The organism is Nonomuraea marmarensis (assembly GCF_043197025.1).
In the GTDB taxonomy this organism is placed as follows: Bacteria; Actinomycetota; Actinomycetes; order Streptosporangiales; family Streptosporangiaceae; genus Nonomuraea; species Nonomuraea marmarensis.
Window position 1 is genome coordinate 29,964 of record NZ_JBICRM010000007.1, and the last position, 26,470, is coordinate 56,433.

Here is a 26,470-nt window from a genome sequence, read left to right on the forward strand (position 1 = left end):
GTGACCGATAATGACGGCCACATCCTGCCTGCGCGAGCCCCGTCCCCGGGTCTGATTTCTCGTTCATGATGGGCCCATGTCCCCAGAGGTGATTCAAGAAGACCAGGGGCTCGCGGAGCCCGCGGAGGTCACGCGAGAGCATCGGAACGGGCGCCGCCGGTCGCTGATCGCCGGGATCGCCGTCATCGCGCTCGCCGCCGCCGGCATCGGCGCCTACCAGTACGCGCAGGCTCAATCCGTACGGCCGGCGGACGGCGGCACGCCGCCGTGGCCCATCCCGGCCGACCCGGTGCCCGGCATCAGGACTGCCGGGCTGACCGCGGGGCCGATGGGCCACGCCGAGCACTACCACGCCCACCTCACCATCTTCGTCGACGGTGAGGAGGTGGAGGTCCCCGCCGACATCGGCATCGACGGCGACGACATGTCACCCGTGCACACCCACGACGACCGCGGCGTCATCCACGTCGAATCGCACGCCAAGGGCGACGTCTTCACCCTCGGCCAGATCTTCAAGCAGTGGGGGGTCACGCTGTCCGCCGGCCAGATCGGCGCCCTCAAGACCGGCAACGGCAGGACCCTGACCGCCGAGGTCGACGGCAAGCCGGTCACCGGCGACCCCGCCGCCATCGCGATCAGGCCGCACGAGCAGATCTCGCTGGTGTACGGGGTGCCGGACCCGTCCTTCAGCCCGCCCACCAGCTTCACCTTCAAGCCGGACGAGTGACCGCCCGGCCGCGTCCCGTAGCTCGCTTGAGCGAGCCGGGCGACGGATCGGCCGCGCGCGCGAGGCCGCCCTGATCGCACGATCAAGGAGGCGGCGAGTGGCTGAGGGAAGTCCGATCAAGGTCCTGCTGGCCGACGATCATCCAGTGGTCCGGGAGGGCCTCATCGCCATGCTGGAGTCCGCCGACGGCATCACCGTCGTCGGCGAGGCCGGCTCCGGGGAGGAGGCGGTCGTCCAGGCCGGGGCGCTCCGCCCGGACATCATCCTGCTGGACCTGCGCATGGGGGCCATGGACGGTGTCTCGGCCACCGAGCACATCCTGCGCCAGGTGCCCGGCAGCAAAGTCGTCATCGTGACCACCTGTGTGACGTGCTCCGCCTGGTCGGCCGCGGCCTGACCAACGCCGAAATCGGCGTCGAACTGTTCATCGGCGAGGCGACCGTCAAGACGTATCTGCTCCGCTCTTTCAAGAAGCTCGGCGTCTCCGATCGCACGGCCGCGGTGATGGCGGCACTGGAACGCGGCCTGCTGTCCTGATCGCCGCGCTGCGCGCGATCGTGGACTCACTGAACCTTTCCCTGTAACTGCTCATGGCGGTACGTGATTGCCTTACACGGTCCGTCCGTACTCCAGTTGAAGCAGGACGAGGGCTGCGGCGGCGATCTGGATGATCCGGATCGGGTCGAGGCTGACTCGGCGCAGGGTCGGTGAGCGTGATCAGAGCGGTCTGGGTGGTGGCGAGCGACAGGGCTTCCACCAGGCCATGGGTACGGGCGCAGGTCAGGTCGTGCTCACGCCCCGGCCGGACCGCCGACACCCAGATCGGCCAGCCGTCCGGCGCGGAGATGACCTGGACGTTGCCGCCGTGGTGTTTGTGCTTGCCCGACCAGTACAGGTCGGCGCCGTTGGGCCCGGGGGTGGAGATTCTGTCGGTGTGGATCAGTGTGCCGTCAAGATTGAGATGCCTCAGACCGTCCTTGGCCGCGCGCTCCAGCGCGGTCTTCAGATCTGGCGCCCGCGCGGCCAGGACGTCGATGCCCTCATGCAGCAGCCGATAGGCCGTCGATCTACCAATGTTGTTATCCCTGGTCAGCTGCTTGAGGCGAGTGCCATCCAGAAACCAGCGGAGCACCATGACGGCCTGTTTGAAGCACCCCAATGCTCGCCGGTTCCTGCGCGTGCCGACCCTCTGGCGGCGCTGCCGCAGCAGGTGCGACAGGTGCGACAGGTGCAGCACGGTCTCCCGGCGGACGTCGAGCACGGCGGTATAGGTGATACTGGACGACAAAGTGAAGCCTCTCGCTTGAACTTGATCTCTTTGCAAAGACCAGTTCTAAGCGCCTATCCAGAAGTTCTGCGCGTAACGGGTGGTGAGATCGCCGAGGCGGATGAGGATTGACATGGGCCTCGCCGGGGGTTGGATCGAGGTTGCTCACACCGTCTCTCCGGCCCCGGCGAGGTCATGTCAAGGGAGAGGGCGGGATATCGTGCCTGCGGTGCCTCGAACCGCGTGACCGGAGGAGTCGATGCTGGGATGACGGCAGGGCGACCGATGCCCACACAGGACGACGTGCTCGGGTACTTCAACACGCTGTCGAACTGGGGACGGTGGGGCGACGACGACGAGCTCGGCACTCTGAACCACATCACCGACGACGTCCGGCTGGCGGCGGCGCGCGCCGTGCGCCATGGCAGGAGCGTGTCGTGCGCATGGGAGGTTGCCGTACCGGAAGACATGGAGCGGTCGACGACGACGTGCCCGTGCGCCGCTGACATGCCGGGTGCCGAGAACATGCCGGTGCCCGCATTCCACGCCGACCGGCGCTGGGGCTTTTCGTCCGAGCGGCTCGGCATCACGTTCCACGGCAACACCCTCACCCACGTCGACTCGCCGTGCCACATCTTCTGGGACGGCACGATGTACAACGGGCGGTCGCACTCGTTGGTCGACGCCGCAACGGGATCGGCGTGGGCGGCCGTCACGGCGGCGGCGAACGGGATCATCACGCGTGGTGTCCTGCTGGACATTGCGAGGGTCCGCGATGTGCCGTGGTTGGAGCCGGGGCAGGGTGTGTTTCCCGACGATCTCGAGGAGGCCGAGCGTCGCCAGGGTGTGCGGGTGCGATCCGGCGATGCGGTACTCCTGCGGACCGGCTATGGCCGCGTCCGGCACGAGGCCGGTGAGGCCAGCGGTTTCACGCAGGCCGGCTGGCACGCGTCCTGCCTGCCGTGGCTGCATGAACGGGAGGTCGCGCTGATCGGCGCTGACACCCCCCAGGACGTTCAGCCGTCGGGGTACGAAGACGTATTGATGCCGGTTCACGCCGTGAGCCTCGTTGCGATGGGTCTGTGGATGCTCGACAACTGCGATCTGGAGGTGTGCGCGACGACGGCTGCCGAGCTCGGCCAGTGGGACTTCCACCTCGCAGTCGCGCCGGTCCGCTTCGCCGGTACGTCCGGCAGCCCGGTCAACCCGATCGCCACATTCTGACCGCGGTTCACGAGGGGGGTGCGACGCCATGAAGGGTCCGGCCCACACCCGGAACACGGTCGTGGTCGGTGAGGACACGCCGTGCTGGTCGGGAACCAGGCGGCACGAGCGCCTCAAGGCGGGGTGTTGCAGCGAGCGATAGCTGCCGGCCGGCCTGATGTTGGATCCGCCGTCTGGCCGCCCGCCCCGATCAGTACCGAGCGGCTCGTGCTGCGCGAGTCGCAGGCTCGTGATCGTGTGGCGTTCGTCGAGCTGTTCGACTCGTCGGACGGCGCTGAGCAGTGGTTCGATTTGCGGTTCGCACGCCCGGTAGCGGCCGATTGCTGACACCGCACCTGACCTGGAAAACCGGGGTGACAGCGTGAGTGCCGCCGCGAGGGCTCTGTCACTCAACCGCCCCTGACCTGGGCAAACGTGAGTGACAGTGCCCCCGGGACTGACAAGCCCCGCGACTGTCCACCGAGGCCGCCCACGACCCTCGGGAGCTAGAACATCCGTTCTACAATGCTAGTTTGCGGACCAGGCGCCGGGTGGGGAAGCACCCGGCGGGCCCGCCACGCTTCCCCGGCGGCGACCGCCAGGGGCTTCACTCATGTCTGCGGCCTGGAGGCGAGGCACGCCCGGGGCTACCAGCGTGATCAAGGCTCACCGGGAAAGGTTCACTGCTGCTCCCAGCCAAGCCCCTGAATATGTAAATATGTCATTAAATAGCACCAAGTCAGCTTTTCTAGGGTTTTGTCGAGGCGGGGCTACAATTAATGGCGAAACGAAGGGGGAGGCTCATGGGAAATGTCGTGGACTTCCGCTCGGTCGAGTCGCTGGACCGACGGACGCAGCACCTGACTCAGGCCGAACTCGACCGGCTGGAGGGCCTGCTCTCCGCGATGACCGACGATGGCGAGCAGTAGGCCGCGTCAGGATCATCGGGCATGGGGCGGCGCGGAGGGGGCCGGCCGGGCGTTCTGTGAGGTGGAGCGGGCGGTGCCGGTGGACGAGGCCGGACAGCGGGCGGCGGCGGCACTGGCCGCGCTGGGCCTGCGGGCGGAGCTCCTGGACGCGGGCGGGGGCCGCGATCCGACCGCCTGGTGGTGCGGGCTGCTCGGCGGCGCGGCGGACGCCTCGCCGCTCGCGTGCGGGATGGGCAAGGGGCGCCCGGCGGAGGCCCGCGTGGGCGCGCTGTTCGAGGCCCTCGAGCACTACCTCACCGGCCCGGCCGGGTTCGACCCCGCCGACGTGGAACCGGCCCCGCCCGCCGGGATCGCCGCGGGGCCGCTGCGCGCGGACGCCTGCGCGCTGCTGCTGGCCCGGATGCCCGGCCGGCGGATGGCCTGCCTGCCTTATCGCCCTCTCGGCGGAGGACGGGAGGCGCTGGTGCCGCTGTTCCTGTCCGCCCCCTGGTACGTCGAGACCGGCGGCGCGCGGCTGCGCGAGCTGGCCGGGGACGACTGCGACTACGCCCACCTGATGCGCTACAGCTGCAACAGCGGCTCGGCCACCGGCGTCACCGCCGCCGAGGCACTGCTGCACGCTCTCAACGAGGCAATCGAGCGGGACGCCCTGTCCCTGCTCCTGGTGCGGGCCTTCCTGAGCAGGGGCGGCTTCCGGCCCAGGCTGATCGATCCGGAGACGCTTCCGCACGGCCACGCACGGGCGTACGAGACGGCGGGAAGGCTGACCGGATCACCGGTGCACCTGCTGGACATCACCAGTGACGTCGGGGTGCCGACCATGCTGGCGTACACGGCCCCCACCTCCCGCCATCCGCACCGGCGTGGCGCCGGGACCTCGCTGAGCCCGGCCTACGCCGCCTGGCGCGCCCTCACCGAGCTCGTCCAGGTCACCCTCGGCGAGGGCCTGTCGCGCTCCGGAGCCCCCGCACGCGGTGATCTGGCCGGGCTGGCGGCGCACCCCGCGCTGCGCGCGTGCGGGCGATTCGACCTCACCGGCCTCCTGCGCGAAGCGCGCCTGGTCCCTTTCCCGCAGGCCGCCGAGGCGGCCGGGCCTCCCGGCGGCCAGTTGCGCAAGGTGACCGCGATGCTGGCCGCGCGGGGCCACACGGCCTACCACCGTACGGTGTGCGCCCTCCCCGGCGGGGTCACCGCCGTGCACGTGATCGTGCCGGCCCTGGAGCGGTTCATGCTGGTCACCGACGGCAACCTCGTCCTCCCCAGCCGCAGAGGGCAGGCGGCCGCGGCCGGGAAAGTTTCCGAATCGATGCCACCCGATTGGCGGTCCCATCAATGAGGTAGCCGGTTTTTCCGTTTTATCGACCTTACATGTGGAGTTTCAGTCCCATTCTGATATTAAATACGGGCATAACAGTCTTATGTCTGCACGATACCAGCAGAATCGCAAGACCAGAGTTTCGGTGGCGCTGGGCGTTTTGCTGCTGGCCCTGGCCACCGTGTTCCTGGTCGTGGCCCAGCGATTGCAGGGGGGCACGGGGATAACGGTCGGAACCGCCTCGGTCGTGGCGGCGGCGGGCAGCGCGATGGCGCTGGGCAACGGCCTGGTGCAGTTCCTGTCCTGGTGGCGCAAACGCGGCGCGCCCGCACCCGCGCCCACGTCCGCCGACATCGGCGCCGCGAAGGACATCCTCGCCGGACTGGTGACCCAGCAGTGGCGCGACGAGACGGTCCTGCGCTCGCTGTGCGATCCCGAGCCCATGCCGCTGCCCTGGCGCTCGACCGAGCACCGCGAGCTCGCCGACCATCCCGAGATCATCGCCAAGGGCACTGTGGCCTTCCCCGGCTTGGACGTGCACATCGCGGACATGGCACACAACTTCCGCGCCCTGCGCTGCCGCCGGCTGGTCATCCTGGGCGGGCCGGGCACCGGGAAGACGACCCTGGCAGTGCAGCTGCTGCTCGAACTGCTGCGCACACGCCAGCCGGAAGAGCCCGTCCCGGTGCTGCTGTCGGCCGCGCGCTGGGACGACCGCGCACATCCGCGGCTGCAGGACTGGCTGGCCGCGAGCCTGGCGATGGACTATCCCGCGCTGCGCGCGGAGGGCCTCGGCCCCGACATCCCGGAGACGCTCGTGGCGCGCGGCGAGGTGCTGCCCGTCGTCGACGGCCTGGACGAGTTGCCCGGCCGCGCCCGCGTGGACATGCTCGCCGCGCTGATCCGGTCGATGTGCGAGACCGACCAGCTCATCCTCACCTGCCGCACGGAGCAGTTCGCCGAGTCCGTCCAGGAGATCGGCGACGTCCTCACGGCGACGGCGGTCATCGAGCCGCAGCCCATGTCCCCCGCCGCCGCGTCCGACTACCTGCGGGCGTGCCTTCCCCCCGTGCCCCACCCCGCCTGGTCCCGCGTCCTGGACGCGCTGCGCACGGGCGCCGCCCCCGCCCTGTCCGAGGTCACCTCGACCTCTCTGGGGCTCTGGCTGGTCCGCGCCACCTATATCGCGCCGCGCGTGAATCCGACGCCGCTGCTGGAGCTCGGGCGCGGCAGCGCGGCCGAGCTGCACGACCATCTGTGCGACCAGCTCATCCCCGCCCTGGTGAGCGCGCGCCCGCCCGCCGACGGCCCGGCCCAGCCCTTCCGGCCGCAACACGCGTGGAGCCCGGAGCAGGTCGGCCGCTGGCTCACGTACCTGTCCCACCAGCTCACGCGCAGCGCGGAGGACCCGCGCGACATGGCGTGGTGGCATCTCGCCCGCTACACGCCCACCCGCCCGGTGCGGGTATGGGCCGGCATCGCGATCGGCGTCGTGGTCGGGCTGGCCTTCACCCTGCTGACCGGGATGCCCCTCGCCGGCGCGGGGATCGGCCTGCTGTCCGGGCTCGTGGTCGTGATCATGATCGGATCCTGGTTCACCGAGTCGCCGGGCCACGCCGACTTCAAGCTCCGCGGCAGGCTCTCCGAGCTCCTGCGCGTCCTCAGGGACGGGCTGATCGTCGGAGCCCTGGGAGCTCTTATCGGCTGGCTCATGGCCAGCCCGATCGGAGCCGGATCTGTGGGCGCGAGGAACATCGGCCTGCTGTCCGGCATCGGGTTCGTCGTCGTGCTCAGCCTGATCCGCTGGGTCGAGCGCCCCACCACCGCCGCGACCGCGAGATCCCCGCGCTCGACCTGGCGGGCCGACAGGAACCTGACCGTCATCCGGATCATCAGCGGGCTCGTGGTCGGTCTCATGGCCGGGGCCATCGGGCTGCAGGCACAGCTTCCCTGGAGCGTGGCGATCGTGGGCGGGCTGTTGCTGGGACTGCTGTTCGGACTCATGCTGGGCAGCCACCACGCCTGGCTGGCCTACAAACTGACGGTGCCCCGCCTGGCCACCCGCGGGAGGCTGCCCCTGCGGGCCATGGACTTCCTGGACGACGCCCACCGCCTGGGCCTGCTTCGCGCAGAAGGGCCGTACTACCAGTTCCGGCACATCGAGCTGCAGCAGCATCTCGCCCGCGGGCGGCAGGTGACGCCCGAGGAGTCACGGCATCCATGAGAAGGCGCCTGACCTGCCGGGTCAGGCGCCTTGAAGCGGAGCCCAGGTCAGATGGGTTGGCGGAGCAGTACGGCCAGCGGCTTCGCCAACCTCGGCGAGGGCTCCTCGGACACCGTGTAGACCTTTCCGGGACCGTCGCCGACGGTGATCCGGTAGGTCATCAGGTCAGCGCCCACCTCACTGGCCTCACCTCGAGCTGTGGCGGCCTCGATCGCGGCCAGCGCGTCGTACACCTTGGCGGCCTCCTGCTCGGAGAGGTCGTCGGTGTCGTAGACGGCGACGGTCTCCTCGATGCCGGCGAAGCCGCCGGTTCTCTCGATCCTTACCCGCATGTCTGACTCCGCGAGGTTGTCCGGGCTTTACTTGAACGCCTTCTTGAGCGCGGCCAGCTCCCTGGCGAGGATGTCGTCGTCAGCCAGGTCGCCCTTGGTCGTCAACTTGTCCGTGGCGATGACCTGGAACTCGGGCAGCTGCATGGTGCCGCAACAACTCGAGCGGTCCTGTACGGCGCGCAGGCTGGCGGATGATGCGTCGGCGGCCTTCACACTGGTGACGTCCTTCGCGGTCTTGCCGTCGCCGGTGTAGTCGGCGTTCATGAGATCCATCTCGCCGGACAGCATCTCGGTGAACGGCGTGGGCGAGGTCACCACCTCGCGGAAGGCGAACCGGTTGCGGATGAAGGTCCGGTAGATGTTGGGATCACCCTGGGCGGCCGAGATCTGCAGCATCTGGTTGACGACGTCGGTGTAGGTGGCCGCGGAGGCGGGCGCCTTCACGATGGCGTTGAACATCAGGTGGCACAGCCTGTCCGCGACCTCCATGAGGATCACGGTGGGACTCTTGACCGTGCCCTGCTTGGTGCGTTCGTGCGCGTAAATGTCGGCGAGCACGTCGTAGATGCCGCCGGTGAACACCTGCGAGATCGAGTGCACCTCGTTGCCGACCTCGCTCAGCTTGAGGTCGTTGTCGGCGTTGCGCAGGCCGAACGGCAGGCCGAGTGCCTGGCCGAACTGTTCGGCCAGAGCCGACAGGAAGGATTTGGCGTGCAGGTTGGCCTTGGTGAGCGCGACGAGCGCCTCGGCCTGGTCCGGCTGCGACAGCGTCAGGAAGATGGCGGTCAGGTCGCCGAACGACTCGTGCAGGCCACCTGTCTGCGGCGGGTTCCCCGCGCCGAGCCAGCCTGGCTTGAGCCCGTCGAGGATCGCGTGACCGGTCTCGTGGGCGACGATGTCCAGCGAGCGGCAGGTGAAGACCTCCTGCGTGGAACTGGTCGGGGTGAAGAAGAGGAACTTCAGCGCCTTGGCCGTCCTGCTGTAGAAGGCGTTGGCTCCGGCCGCGGCGCGCGGGAAGACGGTGAGCCGGTCGAGGTTCCCCCCGGTGTTCCACGCGAACGGAATGGGAGTGCCGCCGTTGTGACGTTCGTACATCGTCAGCGTCTCCCGGACGACCGCGTACGTGTGTGCGCAGTCGAATTCCGCTGAGTTGGGGACGAAGACGAAGTCGCCGTTGATGCTGCGCGCCACGGGTGTGGTGCCGGGCAGTTCGGTGATGATCCGGGCGTCGGTGGGGCCGTTGAGCACCGGGCTGGGGATGAAGATCGCCCTGACGCCCAGTTCGGCGATGGTGGGATCCTGCTTGTAGATGAGAATCCGGGGCCCGACGATCGGCGGGAGCGGGATCGGGGTCGGGAGCGGGCGCGGACTGGGCGCCGCCGCCATCGTGAAGGGTGGCTGGAGCAGTTGCATCGTCGAGGCGGCTACGGCCGCTCCCGCGACTTCGCGGTATTCAGGGATGGTCTTCTCCCTGACTTCCTGAATAATCATCTGATTTTCTCTCCCCCGTACGGCCAGAGCCTCGGATTTCGAGTTCTCGGGCACCCCTGATAAAATGTAGCGCCTCTCGAATCGTGCCCAGTGCCGGATCATCACGCGTACATGGGATTTCAAAGGTTCAACCAGGCTTGACCAGGGCCGGGGCGGCGCCCGAGGCTCCACATCCGCATATTGTCAACCTGACGGCGCGCTTTGTCTCGCGCGCTGAAAGTGAAAAGTGCAGCGACCGAGCCATTCATTCTGCAAAACCGAAAAGAACGACTCGGCCATCGCGTTGTTCCCAGCACACCCCTGCGACTTGCGGGCTTGCGGACTTGCGCGGCGAGGGGGGTGATCGGCGACCTGGCCGGGGGCTGGTTCGCAATCATGCTCGCCCGGGCCGGCGGGGAACGCACCGACCGGGCGGCCCCGTGGCAGGAGATCCTCCGCGACCTACGCGACTCCTCGCACCTCGAGGTACGTCAGGAAGGCTGGGACACCTCCATCGGCTGAAGATTGGAAATTCCCTAAAACGATCGGCCCCCTGGTCACGGCCGCACGCCCCCTTGGTCGAGGCGGATGAAGGTGGCGCCCTCGGCGGCCGCGCGGGCGCCGAGGACGTGCCCGTCGCACATTCTCGTCTCCGTCCTGGCCCGGTCGATCACCTTCCACGTCACCGGCTCCCGGCACGGCCGGCCGAGCCGGTCGTGGTTCCAGGTGCGGTGGCACACCCGGCATTCGGAGACGCCGGCGCTGGAGGAAAGGGTGTTGCCGTGCTCGGGGCAGACGCCCCATGGCAAGCCACACGGCTGGGCCTGGAGCCTGGCCAGGTCCGTGGCCGCGCGCTGCAGGTCCTCGGCGCCTCGGGCCAGCCAGTCCGCGGCCTGCCGCGCCACGGCGAGGTGGTCGCGTTCCGGCGATCCGTTCGGGGCGCTGTCGCAGAGTGCCCGGACCTCGGTGGTGAGCGCCTCGGCGCGGCTCGCGAGGGCGCGCAGGTGCGCGGGAGTGACGGTCATGCAGGCTTCCATCTCGCAAGGGGCCGCCGTGGGTGCGACCGGGGAACTGGTTGCTGATCTGGACCCTACGTCCTGGCCGGCGGCAGACGGGCGCGTGCGATGTGTCAGCGCACGCGTCGTACCCGGATGCCGTGCGCGTCGGCGCGTTCGGCGCCCGCCGCGTCGACGTTGGTGATGGGGATCAGACCGCGGACCTGACCGGCGCGACCTTCGTCCGTCATGCGGACGATCAGCAGGCCGGGGTCGGTACCGTGCGAGGAGTGCGGGTCGCCGGAGAGCGGGGTCGGACCGCGCGTCGACGCGAACACCCATGCGCGGTCGGGGGACGAGGCGAACAGGTCCACCGTCGGGTCGGCGCTGAACGGCGACGTCAGCCGTACCGTGTTGACACGGGCGCCGGTGCGGCCGTCGAAGACCTCCGCCACGTTGCCGTCGCGGTCGCCCACCCAGACGTGGCGCTCCCAGGCGCTGACCGCGGTGCCGTGGGCGTCACGCTCCGGCGAGTCGTCGTCGTAGAGCCGCTGCACGGGAGGCGTGTTCGGCGGGTTCGAGGCGGAGTAGCCGCTCCGCGGCACCCGGAAGACGCTGAACTGGTCGAGGTTGGCAGGGGTGCCGCCGCCCCCGTCGCCGAAGACGGCGCCCTTCGCTTCGATGAAGCCGCAGCCGTTCGCCGGCACGTGACCCTCGTCGTACTCTCCCACGATGGTCATCGGCGTAGTACGCCAGTCCACGACGAGCATGCCGCCGCCCCGCAGGCTGACGAAGACCGGGCCGTTGTCGGAGGCGATGAACGGGCAGATCGGAGCGTTGTCGGGGCGGGTCCCAGGGGACTGGCACGGCGCGCCGCTCGGGGTGGTGCAGCCCGCCAGGTCGAGCGTCGCCGCGGGCTCCTGCGTGAACGCGCCGGCGGCGTAGTCGGTACGGATCCGCTCCAGCTTCTTGCCGTTCTGGTTGGCGATGACGAGGTATCGGTCGTCCTCGGTGGGCCAGAGGGCGTGTGCCTGCCGGGCGCCGCCCGCTCCGGCCTCGGTGAGGAGACAGGCGAGCGGCCGCCGGGAACCCGCGTCGAAGATCACCACGTGGCCGCTCGCGACGAAGGCGAGCGCCGCGTGGGTGTCGGCCTTGTTGAACACGATCATGTGGGGCCTGACCGGGTTCCGCCCGGTGCTCGCCAGGCACAGGGACGATGTGGCGCCGCCGAGGTCGATCACGCCGGTCGGCCGGGCGGCGGAGAGACGCCTGGTGACGTCGCCGCCGTCGTACACGTACACGGTGCCGCCGTGGGCGAGGCCGTTCGTGTCGGACTGGTCGACCAGCCATATCTCGTAGGAGTCGCTGGGGACTTCGGCCGCCCCCGTGGCAAGCGTCATCAGCAGCGCGACGATCACGGCACGCCATCTCATTGCGCCTCCCAGCTCTGTCTCCCGTACGGCTCCGTCCGGAGTGTCTCCGCGATCTCGTACCAGGACAAGAGTTGATATTTCGCGATAAGGCGGGCGTCCGCGGAGAGGCCGCCCTGGCCCAGGCACGCGAGGCCGCGGGCGACCGAAACGTCGCCATCGCGGGCGGCGCGCGGACAGTCAACCAGTACCTGGCGGCGGGGCTGATCGACGAGCTGCGCCTGCACGTGGTACCGATGATCCTCAGCAGGGGCGAGCGGCTGTTCGACAACGTCGGAGACATCACCCTCGAACAGCTCGGCGACGTGTCGGGCACCGCACTCGTCAGCCACGTACCGCGTGATCCGGTGACGCGGGAGACGGCGGCCGGACCTCCTGGCCGCCGTCGACCGTCAGCACGTCCTGGCTCAGGCGACCTTGGAAGAGCCGGCCGTCCAGGTGTTGCACGCGCCGGGCTTGCCTGCCTTGTAGCCCTTCTCGAACCAGTAAAGGCGGTTGGCGGTCTTGCCCTGGAACCTGTTCTTCCAGAAGTCCGGGATCTTGATCACCGGCTTCCAGTCCTTGACCACCCGCCCCAGGGCCTTCGCCGACACGCCCCCGAAGCAGTCGGTCTGCAGGTAGAACCGGCGGTTCTGCTCGTTCATGACGGATTCCGACGCGCCGTTCTCCAGCGCCCACCAGGCCTCCCCGATGCCGGTCTGCCCGGTCACGACCCCGCTCCACGTCCTGACGATGGACGTGAACACGGTGAGGTCGTTCTTGGCCTTGATCCAGTCATTGGTCAGCCGTACGCGGATGGTCGTGGCGCAGATCTCGGAGAAGGAGCCGGAGACGTCCAGCCCGGTGGAACAGGACTGCTTGTCGCCCGACTCCTTGAACGTCACCTTCACCGGCACGAAATCCTTGATGGCCGGCTTCCATGCCGTGTTCAGACAGCCGACGAGCTTGGTGATGTATTTCCTGGTCGAGGCGCTGCTCGTGCCCTTGTTCAGCTTGCAGGCGACCTTGGGCAGCTTGGCCGCCTGGTAGAGCTCGTTGTGGGTCAGCTCGGGCGCGCCCTTGACCGGCTCGGCGTGCGCGGCCGTGCCGGACAGGAGCGCCAGGCCGGCGGCCGTCTCCGCCACTAAACGTATGATCATGAGGTTGGATGTCAGGGGTTGGCGATCCGCCTTGGCGAGGGAGCCGTCCGTGCCCCGTCCAACGTCGAATAGGTGGTAGCACCCGCTGATCGAGATCTGAAGGGGACCCACATGCGTACTGCCATCAGGTTCGTCATCATGCTCGCCCTGGCTCTGGTCACCGTCGCGGCCGCGCAGGCGGCAGCCTCCGCTGCCACGGCCATCGAGTACGGGCTCATGTTCTAGTCTCCCCTGGAACGAGGCACGGGCCGGCCGTGCCTCGGTCAGCGGCGGATGCCGATGGCCTCCAGGTATTCACCTGCCGCCGGCACGGTGCCGTCGTCGGCCCGGTTGAACTTCTTGGGCACCTCGGCCAGGTCCGCGGCGAATCTCAGGCGTGCCGCTTCGGTGGGGGGCCCGGTCACGTGGGCGGCGGGCCGAGGATCTGGTGGCCGTAGCGCTGGCCGGCTTCGATCAGGCGGGGGATGTCGGGCGGGGTGGGCGCGGGCAGGCCCGGGTGTTCGGCGGGACGGCCGAGTTCGGTGATGAACTGCTCGAATCCCGATGGAGTGGTGATCTGCAGGCCGCGTACCGGTCCGTCGGTGACGAGGAAGGAGTGCGGGATGTGCCGGGGCAGGAAGGCGAAGTCGCCGGGTCCGGCGGTCCAGTGGCGGTCCCCGCAGTCGATGGTGATCTTTCCCTCCAGAACGTAGAACGCCTCGTCCTCGCGGTCGTGGATGTGCCGGGGCGGTCCGAAGCCGACCGGCGCGGACCACTCGATGAGGGTGAAGGCGCCGCCGGTCTGGTCCGCGCCCGCCTTCACGCTCATCCGGGTGTCCAGGAACCACAGCTGCGGCCCGTCGGTGGGAGTGAGCAGGTAGCCGGTGGGATCGAAGCTCATCGGGCGTCCTCGGGGTCGCTCTGCGTGGGGTGGTAGAACCGGATCTCGATGCCGTCGGGGTCATGCAGGCCGACGAGTACCTGGCCGACGTGACCGGTGATGATGCCGCCGTGCGGCTCGGCCAGATCCTCCAGCCGCTGCTGCCAGGCCTTCAGGTCGCCCAGGGTGGGCACGCACAGGGCCATCGGGTCGAATCCGGCCATCGCGGCGGCCCGTACCGGATCGCAGCGCAGGGCCACGTCGACGGTGTTGTTCGCATCCCGCAGGGCGACCCCCATGAGGCTGCCGTCTTCGACGAACTCGATGACGACGCGCAAACCGAGCACGCGCTCGTACCAGTCGCGGCTGCGCTCGACCTCCGTCACTGGAAGTTTGACGTGATGGAAACCGCTGAGGACTGCATCCATGAGCACCTCCCGAGCATCTCGCTAGAGACGACTCTAGCGAATCTCTTTAGAGTAGGCTCTAGCGAATGAGCGATCCTGTCAAGAGCACCGCCGGACGAGGCACCCGCCGGGCAGCTCAAGCGCGTGCCACCCGCAGACGGATCATCGACGCGGCACTGGAGCTGTTCCAGCGGCAGGGGTACGCCGCGACCACCCTGGATCAGATCGCCGCCGCGGCCGGCGTCGCGGTGCAGACGGTGTACTTCCACTTCGGGAACAAGGCCACGGTTCTCAAGGAGATCGTCGACGTGCTGGCGGTCGGCGACGACGAGCCGATACCGGTGCTGGACCGGCCCTGGGCACAGCAGGTACGCGACGAGCCCGACGGCCGCCGCGCCATGGCCATCTGGCTGACCAACAGCCGCGCCATCTTCGGCCGGGTGGCACCGATCATGAAGATCGTGCGCGACGCGGCCGGCGCCGATGCCGAGATGGCCGCCCAATGGGAGACCAACCAGAACCAGCGCTACATCGCCCACCACACCCTCGCCCGGCAACTCGCCGACAAGCAGGCCCTGCGCCCGGACCTGTCGACAGAGGAGGCGGCCGACGTCATCTTCACCCTCGTCAGCTTCGAGGTCTACCTCCTGCTCACCGACGTACGCGGGTGGACGCCCGACCGGTGGGAACGCTGGATGAACAAGATCCTCGCCGACGCGATCCTGCGATGAAGTCGAATCACTTGGGTGGTTCGCTGTGGTCTTCGTCGAAGATGTCGGAGGCGGATCTGACGATGAGCGGGTCCGGGACGCCGACCACCTGGTGGTCCTTGTTGTCGTAGTCGAACAGGCTCAGCACGTGGCGCATCGCCTCCAGGCGGCCCCGTTTCTTGTCGTTGCTCTTGATGACCGTCCACGGCGCCTCGGGGATGTCGGTGCTGAGGAACATCTCCTCCTTGGCCCTGGTGTAGTCGTCCCACCTGTCGAGCGAGGCCACGTCCATCGGCGACAGCTTCCACTGCCGTACCGGATCCACCTGGCGGATGATGAAGCGGGTGCGCTGCTCCGAGCGCGTCACCGAGAACCACAGTTTGATCAGGTGAATGCCGTCGCGCACCAGCGCCCGCTCGAACTGCGGCACCTGCCGCATGAACTCCCGGCACTCGGCCTCGGTGCAGAACCCCATCACCCGCTCCACCCCGGCACGGTTGTACCAGGAGCGGTCGAACAGCACGATCTCTCCGGCGGCGGGCAGATGGGCGACGTAGCGCTGCAGGTACCACTGGGTGCGCTCGCGTTCCGACGGCTTCTCCAGCGCCACCACGGTGGCCCCGCGGGGGTTGAGGTGCTCCATGAACCGCTTGATCGTGCCGCCCTTGCCCGCCGCGTCACGTCCCTCGAACAAGATCACCAGGCGTTGGCCATTGTCCTTGATCCAGTACTGCAGCTTCAGCAACTCGATCTGCAGCAACCGCTTGAAGTGGTCGTATTCCTGCCGCGGCAGGCGCTCGGCATAGGGGTAATACTCACGCCAGGTGTCTACCTGCGTTCCGTCCGGCCGCAGCAGCACCGGATCGTCGTCGTCGCTGTCGTCCACGAGCAGACCCGGAGTGGAGTCCAGCAGCGGAACCTGCTCCATACCTACCGCCTTGCCCATATATCGTGGCGTGAAGCCGTTCCCGCCGGCCCATGTCCGAGGTGCTGCAGCGGCCGGCCACAAAGAGCCGTCGGGCATCGCCGTCAACGTGGTGCTGTCAGCTCGCAACGTTCAGCACCAATGCGGGGTCCAGCGCCAGCGTGGCCACCGCCAGCCCGAGGAAGCCGATCGCCAGGAAGAACTGCGGCGAGAAGTCGCTGACCCGCAGGTGGGTGTAGAGGGCGCAGACGAAGTAGAGGATGAGGCCGGCCGCGGCAGCCGTACCGATCAGTGGCACGCCGAGGAGACCGAGCACCAGCCCCAGCGCGCCGACGGCCTTGAGCGCGCCAATCGGAAAGACCAGCCACGATTCCGGCACTCCCGCCCGCTCGAGTGCTGGACCGAGCGTCCGCATGATCGGCTTGAGGCGGGTCATGGCGGCGAAGCCGGAGAAGGTGTTGGCGGCGGTGGTCACCAAGGCGGTGACGACGTAGGCGGTGGACATGAGGACTCCAAATGGAAGGGTGACGGCGTCCGGTGCCGCACCTGGTCTCTCCTGAGAGAGCCTCGACCTTGGGAGCGTGACATGCACCCTCCGCGATGTGACTCACGTCTCCCGCGCTCACGGCCGAATAATTCCTGTCGTCCGCCGCCGGCACGACGCCCAAAGGTTCGTCCGTACGGCATGGGTGATTCGCGAGTTATTTACGTTTTTGAGCTGATACCTCCCTAGGGTCAGCGCCGATCCAGATCCAGGCACAGGGAGGCGTACCAGATGGAACTGAGCCGCAGGCATTTCGTGGCGGTCGCGGGGGGCGCGGCGGTCGCGGCCGGCGGGATGGGCACGCCCCCTGCCCTGGCCGACTCGAAGACTCCTCAGGGGCAGTGGCTGGCCGGTGACACGCACGTGCACAACGACCACTCCGCGGACGGCAGCCTGCCCCGCCAGCAGTCGAAGCAGACCCTGCCCGGGAACCTCCCCGTCGCCGACCAGATCGGCGAGGCGGAGCGCACCGGGCTGGACTTCCTGCCGCTCACCGACCACCGCACCTACGACCAGCACTGGGACCCGCAGTGGCAGTCGTCCAAGCTGCTCCTCGTGCCCGGCGAGGAGGCGAACGGATCGCCGCACGCGATCGTGCTCGGCGCGGTGGACACGGTGGTGGACGGGGCGAACCCGCCTGGCTCGCCTGCCTTCCGGCACGTGCAGCAGTCGATCTGGGACGCCCACGCCCAGGACGCCGTCTGGTCCACGGCCCACCCCGACGACGGCGAGTACACGCCTGACGGCGGGCCGAACGACAACGCCAGCGCCCAGGGGATGAACACCGTCGAGGTGTGGAACGTCGCCTCCGACCCGGACGCTCAGATCGACTACACGGAGAACCGGTGGAACGCCGGGTTCCGGTTCGGCGCGGTCGCCGCGAGCGACTGCCACTTCCGGGAACTGTGGGGCACCGCCGGACCCGGCCAGCCCACGACCTGGGTGTTCGCGGCCGAACGCTCGGTACGCGGCATCCTGGACGCGCTGCGGGCCGGCCGTACGACGGTCTCCTACCACCGGACCGGCCCCTTCGTGACCATCGAGGCCGACCTCGACGGCGACGGCAAGTACGAGGCGCTCGGCGGTGACGAGATCGTCCTGCGGGACGACCGGCTGCCGAAGAAGGCGTCCCTCCGGGTCCGCGTCCAGCACGGGGCCGGCGCCCGCGTGCTCGTGTACGCCTCGCCGGGCCGCTCGGCCGGGCCGGTGGCGACGTACACGCCGGGCTCGGACGACGAGACCTACCACCTGCCCGTCTCCCTCAAGGGCACGCACACCTGGTACCGCGCGGAGGTACGCGCGCCGGGCGCGCTGTCCGGCCGTGACGCCGACCCGAACCTGCCCGACCAGTTGCGCGGCGCGACCTCCCCGGTGTTCATCTCGGTCGGGGCGCCCGCCAAGCCGGCTCCCGAGATCGCCCTCCCCCCGGCGCCCCGCGGCGGCGACCGGGCGAGCCTGGCGATCGGCGGCGCCGGCCGGTTCACCGGCTTCGCCGACGTGGCCGTGGACGGGGACAGCACGCACGTGGTCGCCGAGGTCCACGACGACTCCCGCACCTCGGTGATGTACCGGCGACCGGACGGGCACCACACCGTGACCCTCTCTGGTGACTCACCCACCGCCCGATTCCCGCGGATCGCGGTCTCCGGGGACGACGTCTGGGTGGTGTGGCAGGACGAGCTCGGCAAGGAGCAGCCGCACCGGCCGGTGATCCTGCTGCGCCACAGCCGGAACGGCGGCCATACGTTCGAGCCCGCCGTTCGGTTGTCCAGCGGCTCGGGCCGGGCCGTGCACCCCGACCTCGCCCTGCTGGACGCCCGGCACCCCGTGGTGGTGTGGGCGGACAACGGCCGCGGGCCCTTCGACGTGTACGCGCAGGTCGTCGGCGTGGACCAGGCCCCGGTCAACCTCTCCGCGCCGGGCAAGAACGTGGACCTCGGCACGCCGCAGGACGCGCGCTCGCCGCGCTTCCCCGCGTCGCTGTTCCCCTCGGTCGCGGTCGGCCGGGACGGGCGGGCCGTCGTCACCTGGCAGGACAACCGCTTCGACCCGGACCCGCTGTGGACCGGGCACACCCCCAAGCCGGGCGAGCAGCCCGGTGGCACCGACCCGGACAACTGGCAGATCCTTGCTGCGGTCCGGTCCGACGGCGCCTGGAGCGAGCCGGCACAGGTGAGCGCGGCCACCGACGTGGCCGACCGGCACCCGAGCATCGCCGCCGACGGCGACGGCGGGTTCGTGGTCATCTGGGAGACCAGGGTGCTGCGCAGCTCCGGCACCAACCTGTCGCTGCGCGCCTCCCGGTCGGCCGACGGCGGCCGCACCTGGTCGCCGTCGGAGCAGGTCGGGCTCGCCCCGGACGCGATGAGCCAGCGTCCGCGCCTCAGCCAGGACCGCGACAAGACCGTACGCGCCGTGTGGTACGACTCCCGCTCGGCCGACTGGCGCTGGAAGGTCTTCACCTCCCGGCGCGAGAGCACCGGCTGGACCGCCGCCGAACAGCTCACCACGCCGGGCAACAACACCTGGCCCGCCGCCGACCGGGGCGTGGTCGTCTTCACCACCGACCGCTCGGCCACCCGCACCCAGCGCGACGTGACCCAGGAGGTGCATCTCCTCCGGACCCGCTGACCGCCGGGCTGGTCTGAGCTGTCCGCGAAGTGTTCACCATCCCTTTGGCGATCTTTGTCGTTATTTGACATGAGATCAGCGATGATCTTTACAGTGTCCCGTCGCACCCCCCACAAGGAGGATTCGTGCACACTCCGCAACGCCCCGGACCAGCCTGGCCGGTAAGGCTCACCGTCATCCTCGCCGCCATCGTGTCCCTCGTCGGCCTGGCGGGCATCACCCCCGCCAACGCCGCGGTCTACAGCTCCTGCACCATCTCGCGGTGCGCCGACGCGCGCTCGGCCAAGTCGATCTGGGCTGCCAAGGGCTACCCCACCAGCAGCGGCTGGTACTCCTGGCCGGACGGCAGGTACAACTACACGGGCGGACGCTTCTACAACCGCGAGGGCCAGCTCCCCAGCGGCGCCACCTACTACGAGTACGACGTGTACTCCCGGGCGCGGGGTGCCGCGCGTGACGCGTACCGGATCGTCGTCAACCGCAGCACCGGCGTGACGTGGTTCTCGCCCAACCACTACACCGACTTCTACCGGCTCTAGGAACTCCATGACCTCCGCCGCGCGTCCGCTGCCGTACTGGCTGACGGTGTCCACCAACCCGGCACCGGCGGTGGTGGACGGGCGGGCTTGCCGGACCCGCGCCGCCTTCTTCGAGGAGGCGGCGCGGGCTCTGCGCCTCCCCGGCTACTTCGGCCGCAATTGGGACGCGCTCACCGACTCCCTGCGCGATACCGGCGCCATCACCCTGATCGTGGAGCACGCCGAGGAACTGCTCAGCACCGAGCCTCCCGACCAGCTCGCCACCTTGCTGGCGGTCCTCGCCGTCGCCGCCGAGGCCGGGCTGACCGTGACTCTGTGCACCGACCCCGGCCATGAGGCTCTGCTGCGGCAGCGGGTCGCCGCCGCGCTGACCTGAGACTCCTCCTTGCGACCCGGCAGGCGCTAAGTTACGGTGATGCCAGACATCAGACGTCAGGTGTCTGGATGGGTCAAAGGGAGCCGCTCGTGACACTTGCCGAGAGCATCGCGGAACGTTTGTTCCAGGAGATCATCGACGGGCGGCTGACCCCGAGCCGGCCACTGCCTCCTGAGGGCGAACTCGCCGGCTCCTACGGCGTGAGCCGGCTCACCATCCGTGAGGCGATCCGCATCCTGCGCACCCAGAACGTCGTGCGCATCCGCCGAGGTCGCGGCACCGAGGTGAACCCGCCAGAGGAATGGACGTCGCTCGAGGCGGTCGTCCGGGCCTCCGCGACGCCGTCGAAGAACCTCGGGCTCGTGCCCGAGCGCCTGCTCGAGGCACGCAGGATGATCGAGATCGGTGCCGTGCAGCTCGCCGCGGAACGCAGATCCGAGGACGACCTCGTACAGCTGGGCGTGCAACTCAAGGAGATGCGCGCGGCCTCGGCGGACGGGGACGTCACCCGTTTCGTTGACGCGGACATCCGTTTCCACGATGTCATCATGCACGCGAGCGGTAACGTCTTCGTGCCTCTGCTCTTCGGCCCCTTCGGCCCGCTGCTCATCGAGGCCAGGCGTCAGACCTCGGCGGTCCCGGAGATCCAGCGGAACGCCATCGAGGAACACGCCAAGATCATCAGCGCGCTCACCGCGGGCGACAGCGAGATGGCGCGCCTGGCGATGGAAGCGCACATGCGGCAGACGCAGCGCGACCTCAGGCAACACGTCCTGGACGGCCCGGAGTGAGCACGAAGGAATCGACCCGTCCGATCGAGGACGTGCTCGACGGTCAGCCGCCGGCCTTCGAGGTCTCCCCAGAGCAACTCGCGGCGGCGGTGGCGTCCGGTCGCCGCATGATCGTGCTCGATGACGATCCCACCGGCACTCAGACCGTCTCCGGCCTGCCCGTGCTGACGCGCTGGTCCGTCGGCGACCTCCGATGGGCGCTCGCACAGGGCGCTCCGGCGGTGTTCGTGCTGGTCAACACACGTGGCATGGCCGCCGCCGACGCGGCGGCACGAGACCGCGAGGTCGTACGGGCCAGTCTGGAGGCCGCCGCGCTGGAGGGAGTCGAGGTCGTCTTCGCCAGCCGCGGTGACTCGACGCTGCGCGGCCACTTCCCGCTGGAGACCGACGTCATCGCCGAGACGCTGGACCGGCAGGTGGACGCGGTCGTGCTCGCCCCCGCCTACATCGACGCGGGCCGCGTCACGGTCGACGGCGAGCACTGGCTCCGCACCACCGGAGGCCTGCTCCCCGTCGGCGAGAGCGAGTTCGCCCGGGACGCGACGTTCGGCTATCGCGCGTCGGCGTTGCCCGCCTGGGTCGAGGAGAAGAGCGGCGGCGCGATCCCGCGGCGCGAGGTTCCCGTGATAACGCTGCGCGAGCTGCGGTCGGGCGATCTGCCGGCTCTCGTGGCCCGCCTGACCTCCCTCGATGCGGGACGTCCCGTCGCGGTCGACGCCGCCTGCGATGACGACCTGCGGATGCTCACGCTCGCCCTCGTCGAAGCGGAGCGGATGGGCAAAACGTTCGTCTACCGGGTGGGCCCCTCGTTCGTCCGCTCGCGCAGCGGGCAGGTGGCCGTGCCGCCGATCGACGACGCGCGGCTGCGCTCGCTCACGGATTCCGCGACCGCCCACGGCCTCGTCGTCGTCGGCTCGCACGTCGCGCAGACCACCCGGCAGCTTGACCGCCTGCGGACGCGCCTGCCGGCTCCCCTCATCGAGCTGGAGAGCGATCGGCTGCTCGACCCCGGCGGTGTCGAGGCCTACGTCGCCGAGGTCGTGGAGCGGGTCGTCGCGCTGCTCGCGAGCGAGGAGGTCGTGCTCTCGACGAGCCGGGTGCTGCTCACCGCCGGCTCGGGCGAGGCGAACCTCGCGCTCTCGCGCACGATCAGCGCGGGCGTCGTGCGCGTGGTGCGCGGCGTCACGGCCCGGGTGCGCCCCGCCTTCGTCATCGCGAAGGGCGGCATCACCTCCTCGGACGTCGCGACCGACGGGCTCGGCATCGTACGAGCCCGGGTGCTCGGCACGCTGCTGCCCGGCATCGTCTCCTTGTGGGTCGCGGCCGAGGGCCGCTCCGCGGGCCTGCCCTACGTCGTCTTCGCGGGGAACGTCGGTGACGACGAGGCCCTGGCCGATGTCACCGACCGCCTGAGAAAGGAATAGTCCATGTCACCAGCAGCATCGCGCGTCGCGCACATCGGGCTGGGGGCCATCGGCCTGCCCATGGCGCTGCGGCTCGCCGGCGCCTTCCCCGTCCGCGCCTACGACATCGACGAGTCCCGGCTGAGTGCCGCCGTCCAGGGCGGCGCGACGGCCGCAGGAAGCGCGGCGGAGGCGGCGGCCGGCAGCGACGTCGTCGTGCTGGCCGTGCGCGACCAGGCGCAGGTCGAGGCGGCCCTGTTCGGGGCCGGCGGCGTGGTGGGCGCCGGGTTCCGTGGGGTCGTGCTGCTGACGAGCACCATCGGGCCCGCGGCCGTACGAGTGATCGCAGAGCGGCTGGCGAGTTCGGGCATCGGCCTCGTCGACGCTCCGGTGAGCGGCGGACCCGTGCGCGCGGGCGAGGGCGACCTGCTCGTGCTCGTCGGCGCGGCGGCCGAGGCGCTCGCGCTCGCCCGGCCCGTGCTCGAACGGCTCGCCTCGACGCTCACGATCGTCGGCGGCGCGGCGGGCGATGGCCAGGTCTTCAAGACGATCAACCAGCTGCTCGCCGGCGTGCACATCGCAGCGGCGGCCGAGGCGATCGCGCTCGCCCGCGGGCTCGGGGTCGATCCGCGGACCGTCATCTCCGCGCTCTCGCAAGGGGCGGGCGGCTCCTTCATGTTCGCCGACCGCGGCCCGCGCATGCTGCAGGCGTACGGCGACGGCGCGGAGGTGAAGTCGCGTCTCGACATCTTCGTCAAGGACATGAGCATCGTCACCGAGGTCGCCCGCCAGACACACGTCGCGACCCCGCTCGCCGCGGCGGCCGAGCAGCTCTACCTGCTCGCCGACAGCCATGGGCTCGGGGCGCGCGACGACTCCTCCGTCGTCACCCTGCTGTCGCCCCGGCACGACGACCCCGAGGCCGCCTGATGCGCCACACCACCCTGGGCTCGTCCGGATGCTCGATCTCCCGCGTCGCGCTGGGCACGATGACCTTCGGGCAGCAGACGGCGGAGCCCGAGGCCTTCGCGCAGCTCGACCGCTTCACCCAGGCCGGAGGCACGCTCCTGGACACCGCCGACGCCTACGGTGGCGGCGCGAGCGAGCACATCGTCGGCCGCTGGCTCGCGAGCAAGCCTGCGCACGTGCGCGACGAGATCGTGCTCGCGACGAAGGCGCGGTTCCCGACGGGGCCCGGCACCAACGATGTCGGACTGTCTCGCAAGCACCTGGCCCAGGCCCTCGACGCTTCGCTCGAACGGCTCGGCGTCGAGACGATCGACCTCTATCAGGCGCACTCCTTCGACCCGCACACCCCGATCGAGGAGACTCTCCGCTTCCTCGACGACGCCGTGCGGGCGGGCAAGATCCACTACGTGGGACTCTCCAACTTCACCGCCTGGCAGGTGCAGCGCGTCGTCGACGTCGCGTCCTTCGGCGGCCTCATCGGCCCGAGTGCCCTGCAGGCGCAGTACAACCTGCTCACTCGCGAGCTGGAGTGGGAGATCATGCCCGCGCTCCAGGCGAACGGCCTGGGACTGCTCGTCTGGTCCCCGCTCGCGGCGGGCGTGCTCACCGGCAGGCGGCCGCTCGACGGGCTGCCGGTCGCGCGGCTGGAACAGGTCCAGGCGGCGCTCGGCGCGCTCGGGGAGATCGCGGAGCGGCGGGGGGTGCCGTCCAGCCGCGTCGCCCTGGCGTGGATCGCCGCGCAACCGGCCGTGTCCTCCGTGATCCTCGGAGCGCGTACCCTCCAGCAACTGGAGGACAACCTGGCGGCCTTCGACCTGGTGCTCGAGGCCGGCGAACTCGCCCTGCTCGGGGCGGCGAGCGCACCCGTCACCGGTGACTACCCGTACGGCGAGCGTGGCCTGGAGCAGCGCAGCCGCAAGCTTGAGGGCGGCCGATAGCTGGTGGAGAGCTGGATCGCGTCGCTAAGATCTCCCAACAGACGTCTGATGTCAGGCGTCAGGTGTCAGATGCCCTTCACGACAAGGAAGTGCGCCATGGGATACACACGTATACCGTTCAGAAGGGGCGCCCTGCCGGCCTTCGGCACCGCTCTCGTCCTCCTCGGCGTCGCCGCCTGCTCGGGCTCGGGGTCGGGATCGGGGTCGGACAGCGGTCCGCAGACCGTCACGCTCTGGGTCGCCTCACCCACCGAGGCGTTCACCACCAACCTCGTGAACGCCTACAACAAGACGCACAAGAACCAGGTCAAGGTCACCGGCATCCCCGACGACGGCTTCCTGCAGAAGGTCGGGACCGCCGCGGGCGCCCACGCGCTGCCGGACATCGTCGTCTCCGACGTCGTCTACATGCCCAACTACACGAGCAAGGGCGTCTTCCTCGACCTGACGAACCGGATCAAGGCGCTGCCGTTCGCCGGCGGCATCGCGCCCGCGCACATCGCGGCCGGCACGTGGAACGGCAAGGAGTACGGCATCCCGCACAAGCTCGCCTCCTCGGTGCTCTTCTACAACAAGACGCTGTTCAAGAAGGCCGGCCTGGACCCGGACAAGCCGCCGGCGAACTTCACCGAGTTGCTCGCCGACGCCAAGGCGATCCGCGCGCTCGGACCGGACACCTACGGCTTCGACTTCGGCGGTAACTGCGGCGGCTGCACCGCGTACACGATGTTCCCGTACATGTGGGCGGGCGGCGTCGACGTCCTCGCCGAGCAGGGCAAGAAGGCGAACTTCGACAACGACACCGTCAAGCAGGTCTTCGCCCTGTACAAGCAACTGTGGGACGCGGGCGTGATGCCCTCCAACGCCATGACGCAGGACGGCTCGACCTGGGCCAACAACTTCGAGTCCGGAAATGTCGGCATGATGGCGCAGGGCTCGGCGATCGTCGGCGCGCTGCAGAAGCAGGACTCCTTCGACTGGGGCGTCGCGCACCTCATGGCGCCGGACGGCTCGGGCGGCTCGACCTTCGTCGGGGGCGACTCGGCCGCGATCTCGGCTTCGTCCGAGCACGCGGATGCCGCGTGGGACTTCCTCCAGTGGACGCTCCAGGAGCAGCAACAGGTCGACATCGTCGCGAAGAACGGTGACCTGCCCGTCCGCACGGACCTGGCGGGCAACCAGTACACCGCCAAGGACCCGCGCACGAAGTTCATCATGGACGGCGTCGCCACCGGCAAGACCCCGTTCGCGCTGCCCTTCGGCCAGGCGTTCAACGACCCGACCGGGCCGTGGATCGCGATGGTCCGCGGCGCCGTCTTCGGCGCCAAGCCGGATGACGCCGTCAAGACGGGCCAGCAGACGATCCAGTCGGCGCTGGACAGCGCGCAATAGCACCAACCCCCGCGCTGCTGTCCTCCTGGGGAGAGGGCGGCACCGCCTGCACGGGAACGAGGAGGGGACGATGGCAGTCTCCAAACGAACATCGCCGGCCGCGCGGACCGGGGCGCTCTTCGTCGCCCCGGCCGGCCTCATCACGCTCATACTCTTCCTGATCCCGCTCGGCATCCTCATCTGGATGTCGTTCCAGGACTATCCGCTGCTCGGCACGCCGAGCTTCACCGGGCTCGACAACTACCTCGCGATCCCGCGCAACAGCGTCTTCACCAAGGCGATCGGGTTCACTCTCGTCTACACCGCGGTGACGACGGTCGTCATGTTCCTCATCTCGTTCGTGCTCGTCGCGATCGCGAACAGCCGCAGGCGCGGGGCGAAGTTCTACCGTACGAGCTACTTCCTGCCGTACGTCGTCGGCACGGCCGCGGCCACCCTGCTCTGGTTCGTCGACTCCGACTCCGTCATCGGCGTCTTCAACCAGGTGCTCGTCGGCCTGCACCTCGTGGAGCGGCCCGTCGCGTTCCTGGCGACCCCGACGCTCGCGTTCTGGTCGATCATCATCCTCGTCTCCTGGAAGTTCATGGGCTTTCAGGTGATCGTGCTGCTCATGGGCCTGCAGTCGATCCCGCCCCAGCTCTACGAGGCCGCGCGCGTCGACGGGGCGAGCCGGTTGCAGCAGCTGCGCTACATCACCATCCCGTCCGTACGGCCGACGCTCGCGCTGCTCTTCATCCTCTCGGTGACCGGGTCGCTGCTGGCCTTCGACCAGTTCCTCATCCTCACCAAGGGAGGGCCGGACAACAGCACGGTGAGCGTCGTCTTCGCCGTCTACAACACGGCCTTCGTCAACTTCGACATGGGCAAGGCCGCGGCGCTGTCGGTCGTGCTGCTCGTGGTGCTGCTCATCATCAGCGCGGTCCAGCTCCCGCTGTTGCGCAGGAAGGACGTCTGA

Annotated in this window: 28 protein-coding genes and 3 pseudogenes; 19 read left to right on the plus strand and 12 right to left on the minus strand. The window is 69.4% G+C overall.

Annotated features, from left to right (window positions below):
* Positions 1-76 precede the first annotated feature (76 nt).
* The 3 genes from ACFLIM_RS13135 (at position 77) to ACFLIM_RS13145 (ending at position 1,264) form a co-directional block, all read left to right on the plus strand.
* Positions 77-727 carry a hypothetical protein gene (locus ACFLIM_RS13135; protein WP_393164904.1) on the plus strand — a complete coding sequence of 217 codons (651 nt, stop codon included), beginning with the start codon at positions 77-79 and terminating at the stop codon, positions 725-727.
* A 97-nt stretch (positions 728-824) separates the two neighbouring features.
* Positions 825-1,124 carry a response regulator gene (locus ACFLIM_RS13140; protein WP_393164906.1) on the plus strand — a complete coding sequence of 100 codons (300 nt, stop codon included), beginning with the start codon at positions 825-827 and terminating at the stop codon, positions 1,122-1,124.
* The gene (locus tag ACFLIM_RS13145) at positions 1,097-1,264 is read left to right on the plus strand and encodes a response regulator transcription factor (protein WP_393164908.1); all 168 of its coding nucleotides are present in this window, start codon (positions 1,097-1,099) and stop codon (positions 1,262-1,264) included. Before ACFLIM_RS13140 ends, ACFLIM_RS13145 begins: the two co-directional genes overlap by 28 nt.
* Positions 1,265-1,336: 72 nt before the next feature.
* Here the strand turns inward: ACFLIM_RS13145 and ACFLIM_RS13150 are convergent.
* Positions 1,337-1,429: pseudogene (locus tag ACFLIM_RS13150) on the minus strand (IS5/IS1182 family transposase); the annotation flags it as partial.
* A 1-nt stretch (position 1,430) separates the two neighbouring features.
* Positions 1,431-2,015 (minus strand): annotated as a pseudogene (locus ACFLIM_RS13155) (transposase family protein); the annotation flags it as partial.
* Between the two features lie 264 nt (positions 2,016-2,279).
* Between ACFLIM_RS13155 and ACFLIM_RS13160 the strand changes: the two are divergent.
* From ACFLIM_RS13160 to ACFLIM_RS13175, 4 genes are all read left to right on the plus strand, one after another.
* Positions 2,280-3,218 (plus strand): cyclase family protein, encoded by a 939-nt coding sequence (locus tag ACFLIM_RS13160; RefSeq protein WP_393164910.1) that lies wholly within the window; start codon positions 2,280-2,282, stop codon positions 3,216-3,218.
* A gap of 782 nt (positions 3,219-4,000) precedes the next feature.
* The gene (locus ACFLIM_RS13165; protein ID WP_393164911.1) at positions 4,001-4,126 is read left to right on the plus strand and encodes a hypothetical protein; all 126 of its coding nucleotides are present in this window, start codon (positions 4,001-4,003) and stop codon (positions 4,124-4,126) included.
* Positions 4,113-5,462, plus strand: a complete 1,350-nt coding sequence (locus ACFLIM_RS13170; RefSeq protein ID WP_393164913.1) for a YcaO-like family protein — start codon at positions 4,113-4,115, stop codon at positions 5,460-5,462. The genes ACFLIM_RS13165 and ACFLIM_RS13170 overlap by 14 nt, the downstream gene beginning before the upstream one ends.
* 82 nt (positions 5,463-5,544) lie before the next feature.
* Positions 5,545-7,665, plus strand: a complete 2,121-nt coding sequence (locus tag ACFLIM_RS13175) for an NACHT domain-containing protein (RefSeq protein WP_393164915.1) — start codon at positions 5,545-5,547, stop codon at positions 7,663-7,665.
* A 47-nt stretch (positions 7,666-7,712) separates the two neighbouring features.
* On the opposite strand, the gene ACFLIM_RS13180 is transcribed toward ACFLIM_RS13175, so the two are convergent.
* On the minus strand, positions 7,713-7,997 hold the full coding sequence (locus ACFLIM_RS13180; protein WP_393164916.1) for a protealysin inhibitor emfourin: 285 nt from the start codon (positions 7,995-7,997) through the stop codon (positions 7,713-7,715).
* Positions 7,998-8,024: 27 nt separating this feature from the next.
* Positions 8,025-9,488: a hypothetical protein gene (locus ACFLIM_RS13185; RefSeq protein ID WP_393164918.1), complete on the minus strand. Its 1,464-nt coding sequence runs from the start codon at positions 9,486-9,488 to the stop codon at positions 8,025-8,027.
* 339 nt (positions 9,489-9,827) lie between these two features.
* On the opposite strand from ACFLIM_RS13185, the gene ACFLIM_RS13190 reads away from it, so the two are divergent.
* Entirely contained in the window at positions 9,828-9,989 is a 162-nt protein-coding gene (locus ACFLIM_RS13190; RefSeq protein ID WP_393164920.1) for a hypothetical protein, read from the plus strand.
* Between the two features lie 35 nt (positions 9,990-10,024).
* Here the strand turns inward: ACFLIM_RS13190 and ACFLIM_RS13195 are convergent, their stop codons facing one another.
* Entirely contained in the window at positions 10,025-10,492 is a 468-nt protein-coding gene (locus ACFLIM_RS13195) for a hypothetical protein (RefSeq protein ID WP_393164921.1), read from the minus strand.
* A 104-nt stretch (positions 10,493-10,596) separates the two neighbouring features.
* Positions 10,597-11,895, minus strand: a complete 1,299-nt coding sequence (locus ACFLIM_RS13200) for a hypothetical protein (protein ID WP_393164922.1) — start codon at positions 11,893-11,895, stop codon at positions 10,597-10,599.
* A gap of 71 nt (positions 11,896-11,966) precedes the next feature.
* Between ACFLIM_RS13200 and ACFLIM_RS13205 the strand changes: the two are divergent.
* Positions 11,967-12,119, plus strand: a pseudogene (locus ACFLIM_RS13205) (dihydrofolate reductase family protein); the annotation flags it as partial.
* A 180-nt stretch (positions 12,120-12,299) separates the two neighbouring features.
* On the opposite strand, the gene ACFLIM_RS13210 reads toward ACFLIM_RS13205, so the two are convergent.
* The 4 genes from ACFLIM_RS13210 to ACFLIM_RS13225 form a co-directional block, all read right to left on the minus strand.
* On the minus strand, positions 12,300-13,031 hold the full coding sequence (locus ACFLIM_RS13210) for a hypothetical protein (protein WP_393164923.1): 732 nt from the start codon (positions 13,029-13,031) through the stop codon (positions 12,300-12,302).
* A gap of 263 nt (positions 13,032-13,294) precedes the next feature.
* A complete protein-coding gene (locus ACFLIM_RS13215) occupies positions 13,295-13,435 on the minus strand; it encodes a hypothetical protein (RefSeq protein ID WP_393164924.1) in 141 nt (46 codons plus the stop codon).
* Entirely contained in the window at positions 13,432-13,911 is a 480-nt protein-coding gene (locus ACFLIM_RS13220) for a quercetin 2,3-dioxygenase (RefSeq protein ID WP_393164925.1), read from the minus strand. Before ACFLIM_RS13220 ends, ACFLIM_RS13215 begins: the two co-directional genes overlap by 4 nt.
* A complete protein-coding gene (locus tag ACFLIM_RS13225) occupies positions 13,908-14,318 on the minus strand; it encodes a VOC family protein (RefSeq protein WP_393164927.1) in 411 nt (136 codons plus the stop codon). Before ACFLIM_RS13225 ends, ACFLIM_RS13220 begins: the two co-directional genes overlap by 4 nt.
* Before the next feature lie 65 nt (positions 14,319-14,383).
* On the opposite strand from ACFLIM_RS13225, the gene ACFLIM_RS13230 reads away from it, so the two are divergent.
* Positions 14,384-15,028, plus strand: coding sequence for a TetR/AcrR family transcriptional regulator (locus tag ACFLIM_RS13230; RefSeq protein ID WP_393164928.1), 645 nt, complete (start codon positions 14,384-14,386; stop codon positions 15,026-15,028).
* Positions 15,029-15,035: 7 nt separating this feature from the next.
* Here the strand turns inward: ACFLIM_RS13230 and ppk2 are convergent, their stop codons facing one another.
* Together ppk2 and ACFLIM_RS13240 are read right to left on the minus strand one after the other, a co-directional pair.
* Positions 15,036-15,935: a polyphosphate kinase 2 gene (gene ppk2, locus ACFLIM_RS13235; protein ID WP_393164930.1), complete on the minus strand. Its 900-nt coding sequence runs from the start codon at positions 15,933-15,935 to the stop codon at positions 15,036-15,038.
* A 115-nt stretch (positions 15,936-16,050) separates the two neighbouring features.
* On the minus strand, positions 16,051-16,437 hold the full coding sequence (locus tag ACFLIM_RS13240; protein ID WP_393164932.1) for a DoxX family protein: 387 nt from the start codon (positions 16,435-16,437) through the stop codon (positions 16,051-16,053).
* Positions 16,438-16,707: 270 nt separating this feature from the next.
* On the opposite strand from ACFLIM_RS13240, the gene ACFLIM_RS13245 reads away from it, so the two are divergent.
* The 9 genes from ACFLIM_RS13245 to ACFLIM_RS13285 all read left to right on the plus strand — a co-directional run bounded on the left by ACFLIM_RS13245 (position 16,708) and on the right by ACFLIM_RS13285 (position 26,470).
* Complete coding sequence (locus tag ACFLIM_RS13245; RefSeq protein ID WP_393164933.1) at positions 16,708-19,107, plus strand: CehA/McbA family metallohydrolase; 2,400 nt, start codon at positions 16,708-16,710, stop codon at positions 19,105-19,107.
* 125 nt (positions 19,108-19,232) lie between these two features.
* Positions 19,233-19,646 (plus strand): ribonuclease domain-containing protein, encoded by a 414-nt coding sequence (locus tag ACFLIM_RS13250; RefSeq protein ID WP_393164935.1) that lies wholly within the window; start codon positions 19,233-19,235, stop codon positions 19,644-19,646.
* Positions 19,647-19,653: 7 nt separating this feature from the next.
* Positions 19,654-20,022 carry a barstar family protein gene (locus ACFLIM_RS13255; RefSeq protein ID WP_393164937.1) on the plus strand — a complete coding sequence of 123 codons (369 nt, stop codon included), beginning with the start codon at positions 19,654-19,656 and terminating at the stop codon, positions 20,020-20,022.
* A gap of 89 nt (positions 20,023-20,111) precedes the next feature.
* Positions 20,112-20,813 carry a FadR/GntR family transcriptional regulator gene (locus ACFLIM_RS13260; protein WP_393164939.1) on the plus strand — a complete coding sequence of 234 codons (702 nt, stop codon included), beginning with the start codon at positions 20,112-20,114 and terminating at the stop codon, positions 20,811-20,813.
* Entirely contained in the window at positions 20,810-22,237 is a 1,428-nt protein-coding gene (locus tag ACFLIM_RS13265; protein ID WP_393164941.1) for a four-carbon acid sugar kinase family protein, read from the plus strand. The genes ACFLIM_RS13260 and ACFLIM_RS13265 overlap by 4 nt, the downstream gene beginning before the upstream one ends.
* 3 nt (positions 22,238-22,240) lie before the next feature.
* Positions 22,241-23,146, plus strand: coding sequence for an NAD(P)-dependent oxidoreductase (locus tag ACFLIM_RS13270; protein ID WP_393164943.1), 906 nt, complete (start codon positions 22,241-22,243; stop codon positions 23,144-23,146).
* Positions 23,146-24,123 (plus strand): aldo/keto reductase, encoded by a 978-nt coding sequence (locus ACFLIM_RS13275; protein ID WP_393164945.1) that lies wholly within the window; start codon positions 23,146-23,148, stop codon positions 24,121-24,123. Before ACFLIM_RS13270 ends, ACFLIM_RS13275 begins: the two co-directional genes overlap by 1 nt.
* A 96-nt stretch (positions 24,124-24,219) precedes the next feature.
* Positions 24,220-25,515 carry an ABC transporter substrate-binding protein gene (locus ACFLIM_RS13280; RefSeq protein ID WP_393164946.1) on the plus strand — a complete coding sequence of 432 codons (1,296 nt, stop codon included), beginning with the start codon at positions 24,220-24,222 and terminating at the stop codon, positions 25,513-25,515.
* 70 nt (positions 25,516-25,585) lie between these two features.
* Positions 25,586-26,470 carry a carbohydrate ABC transporter permease gene (locus ACFLIM_RS13285; RefSeq protein WP_393164948.1) on the plus strand — a complete coding sequence of 295 codons (885 nt, stop codon included), beginning with the start codon at positions 25,586-25,588 and terminating at the stop codon, positions 26,468-26,470.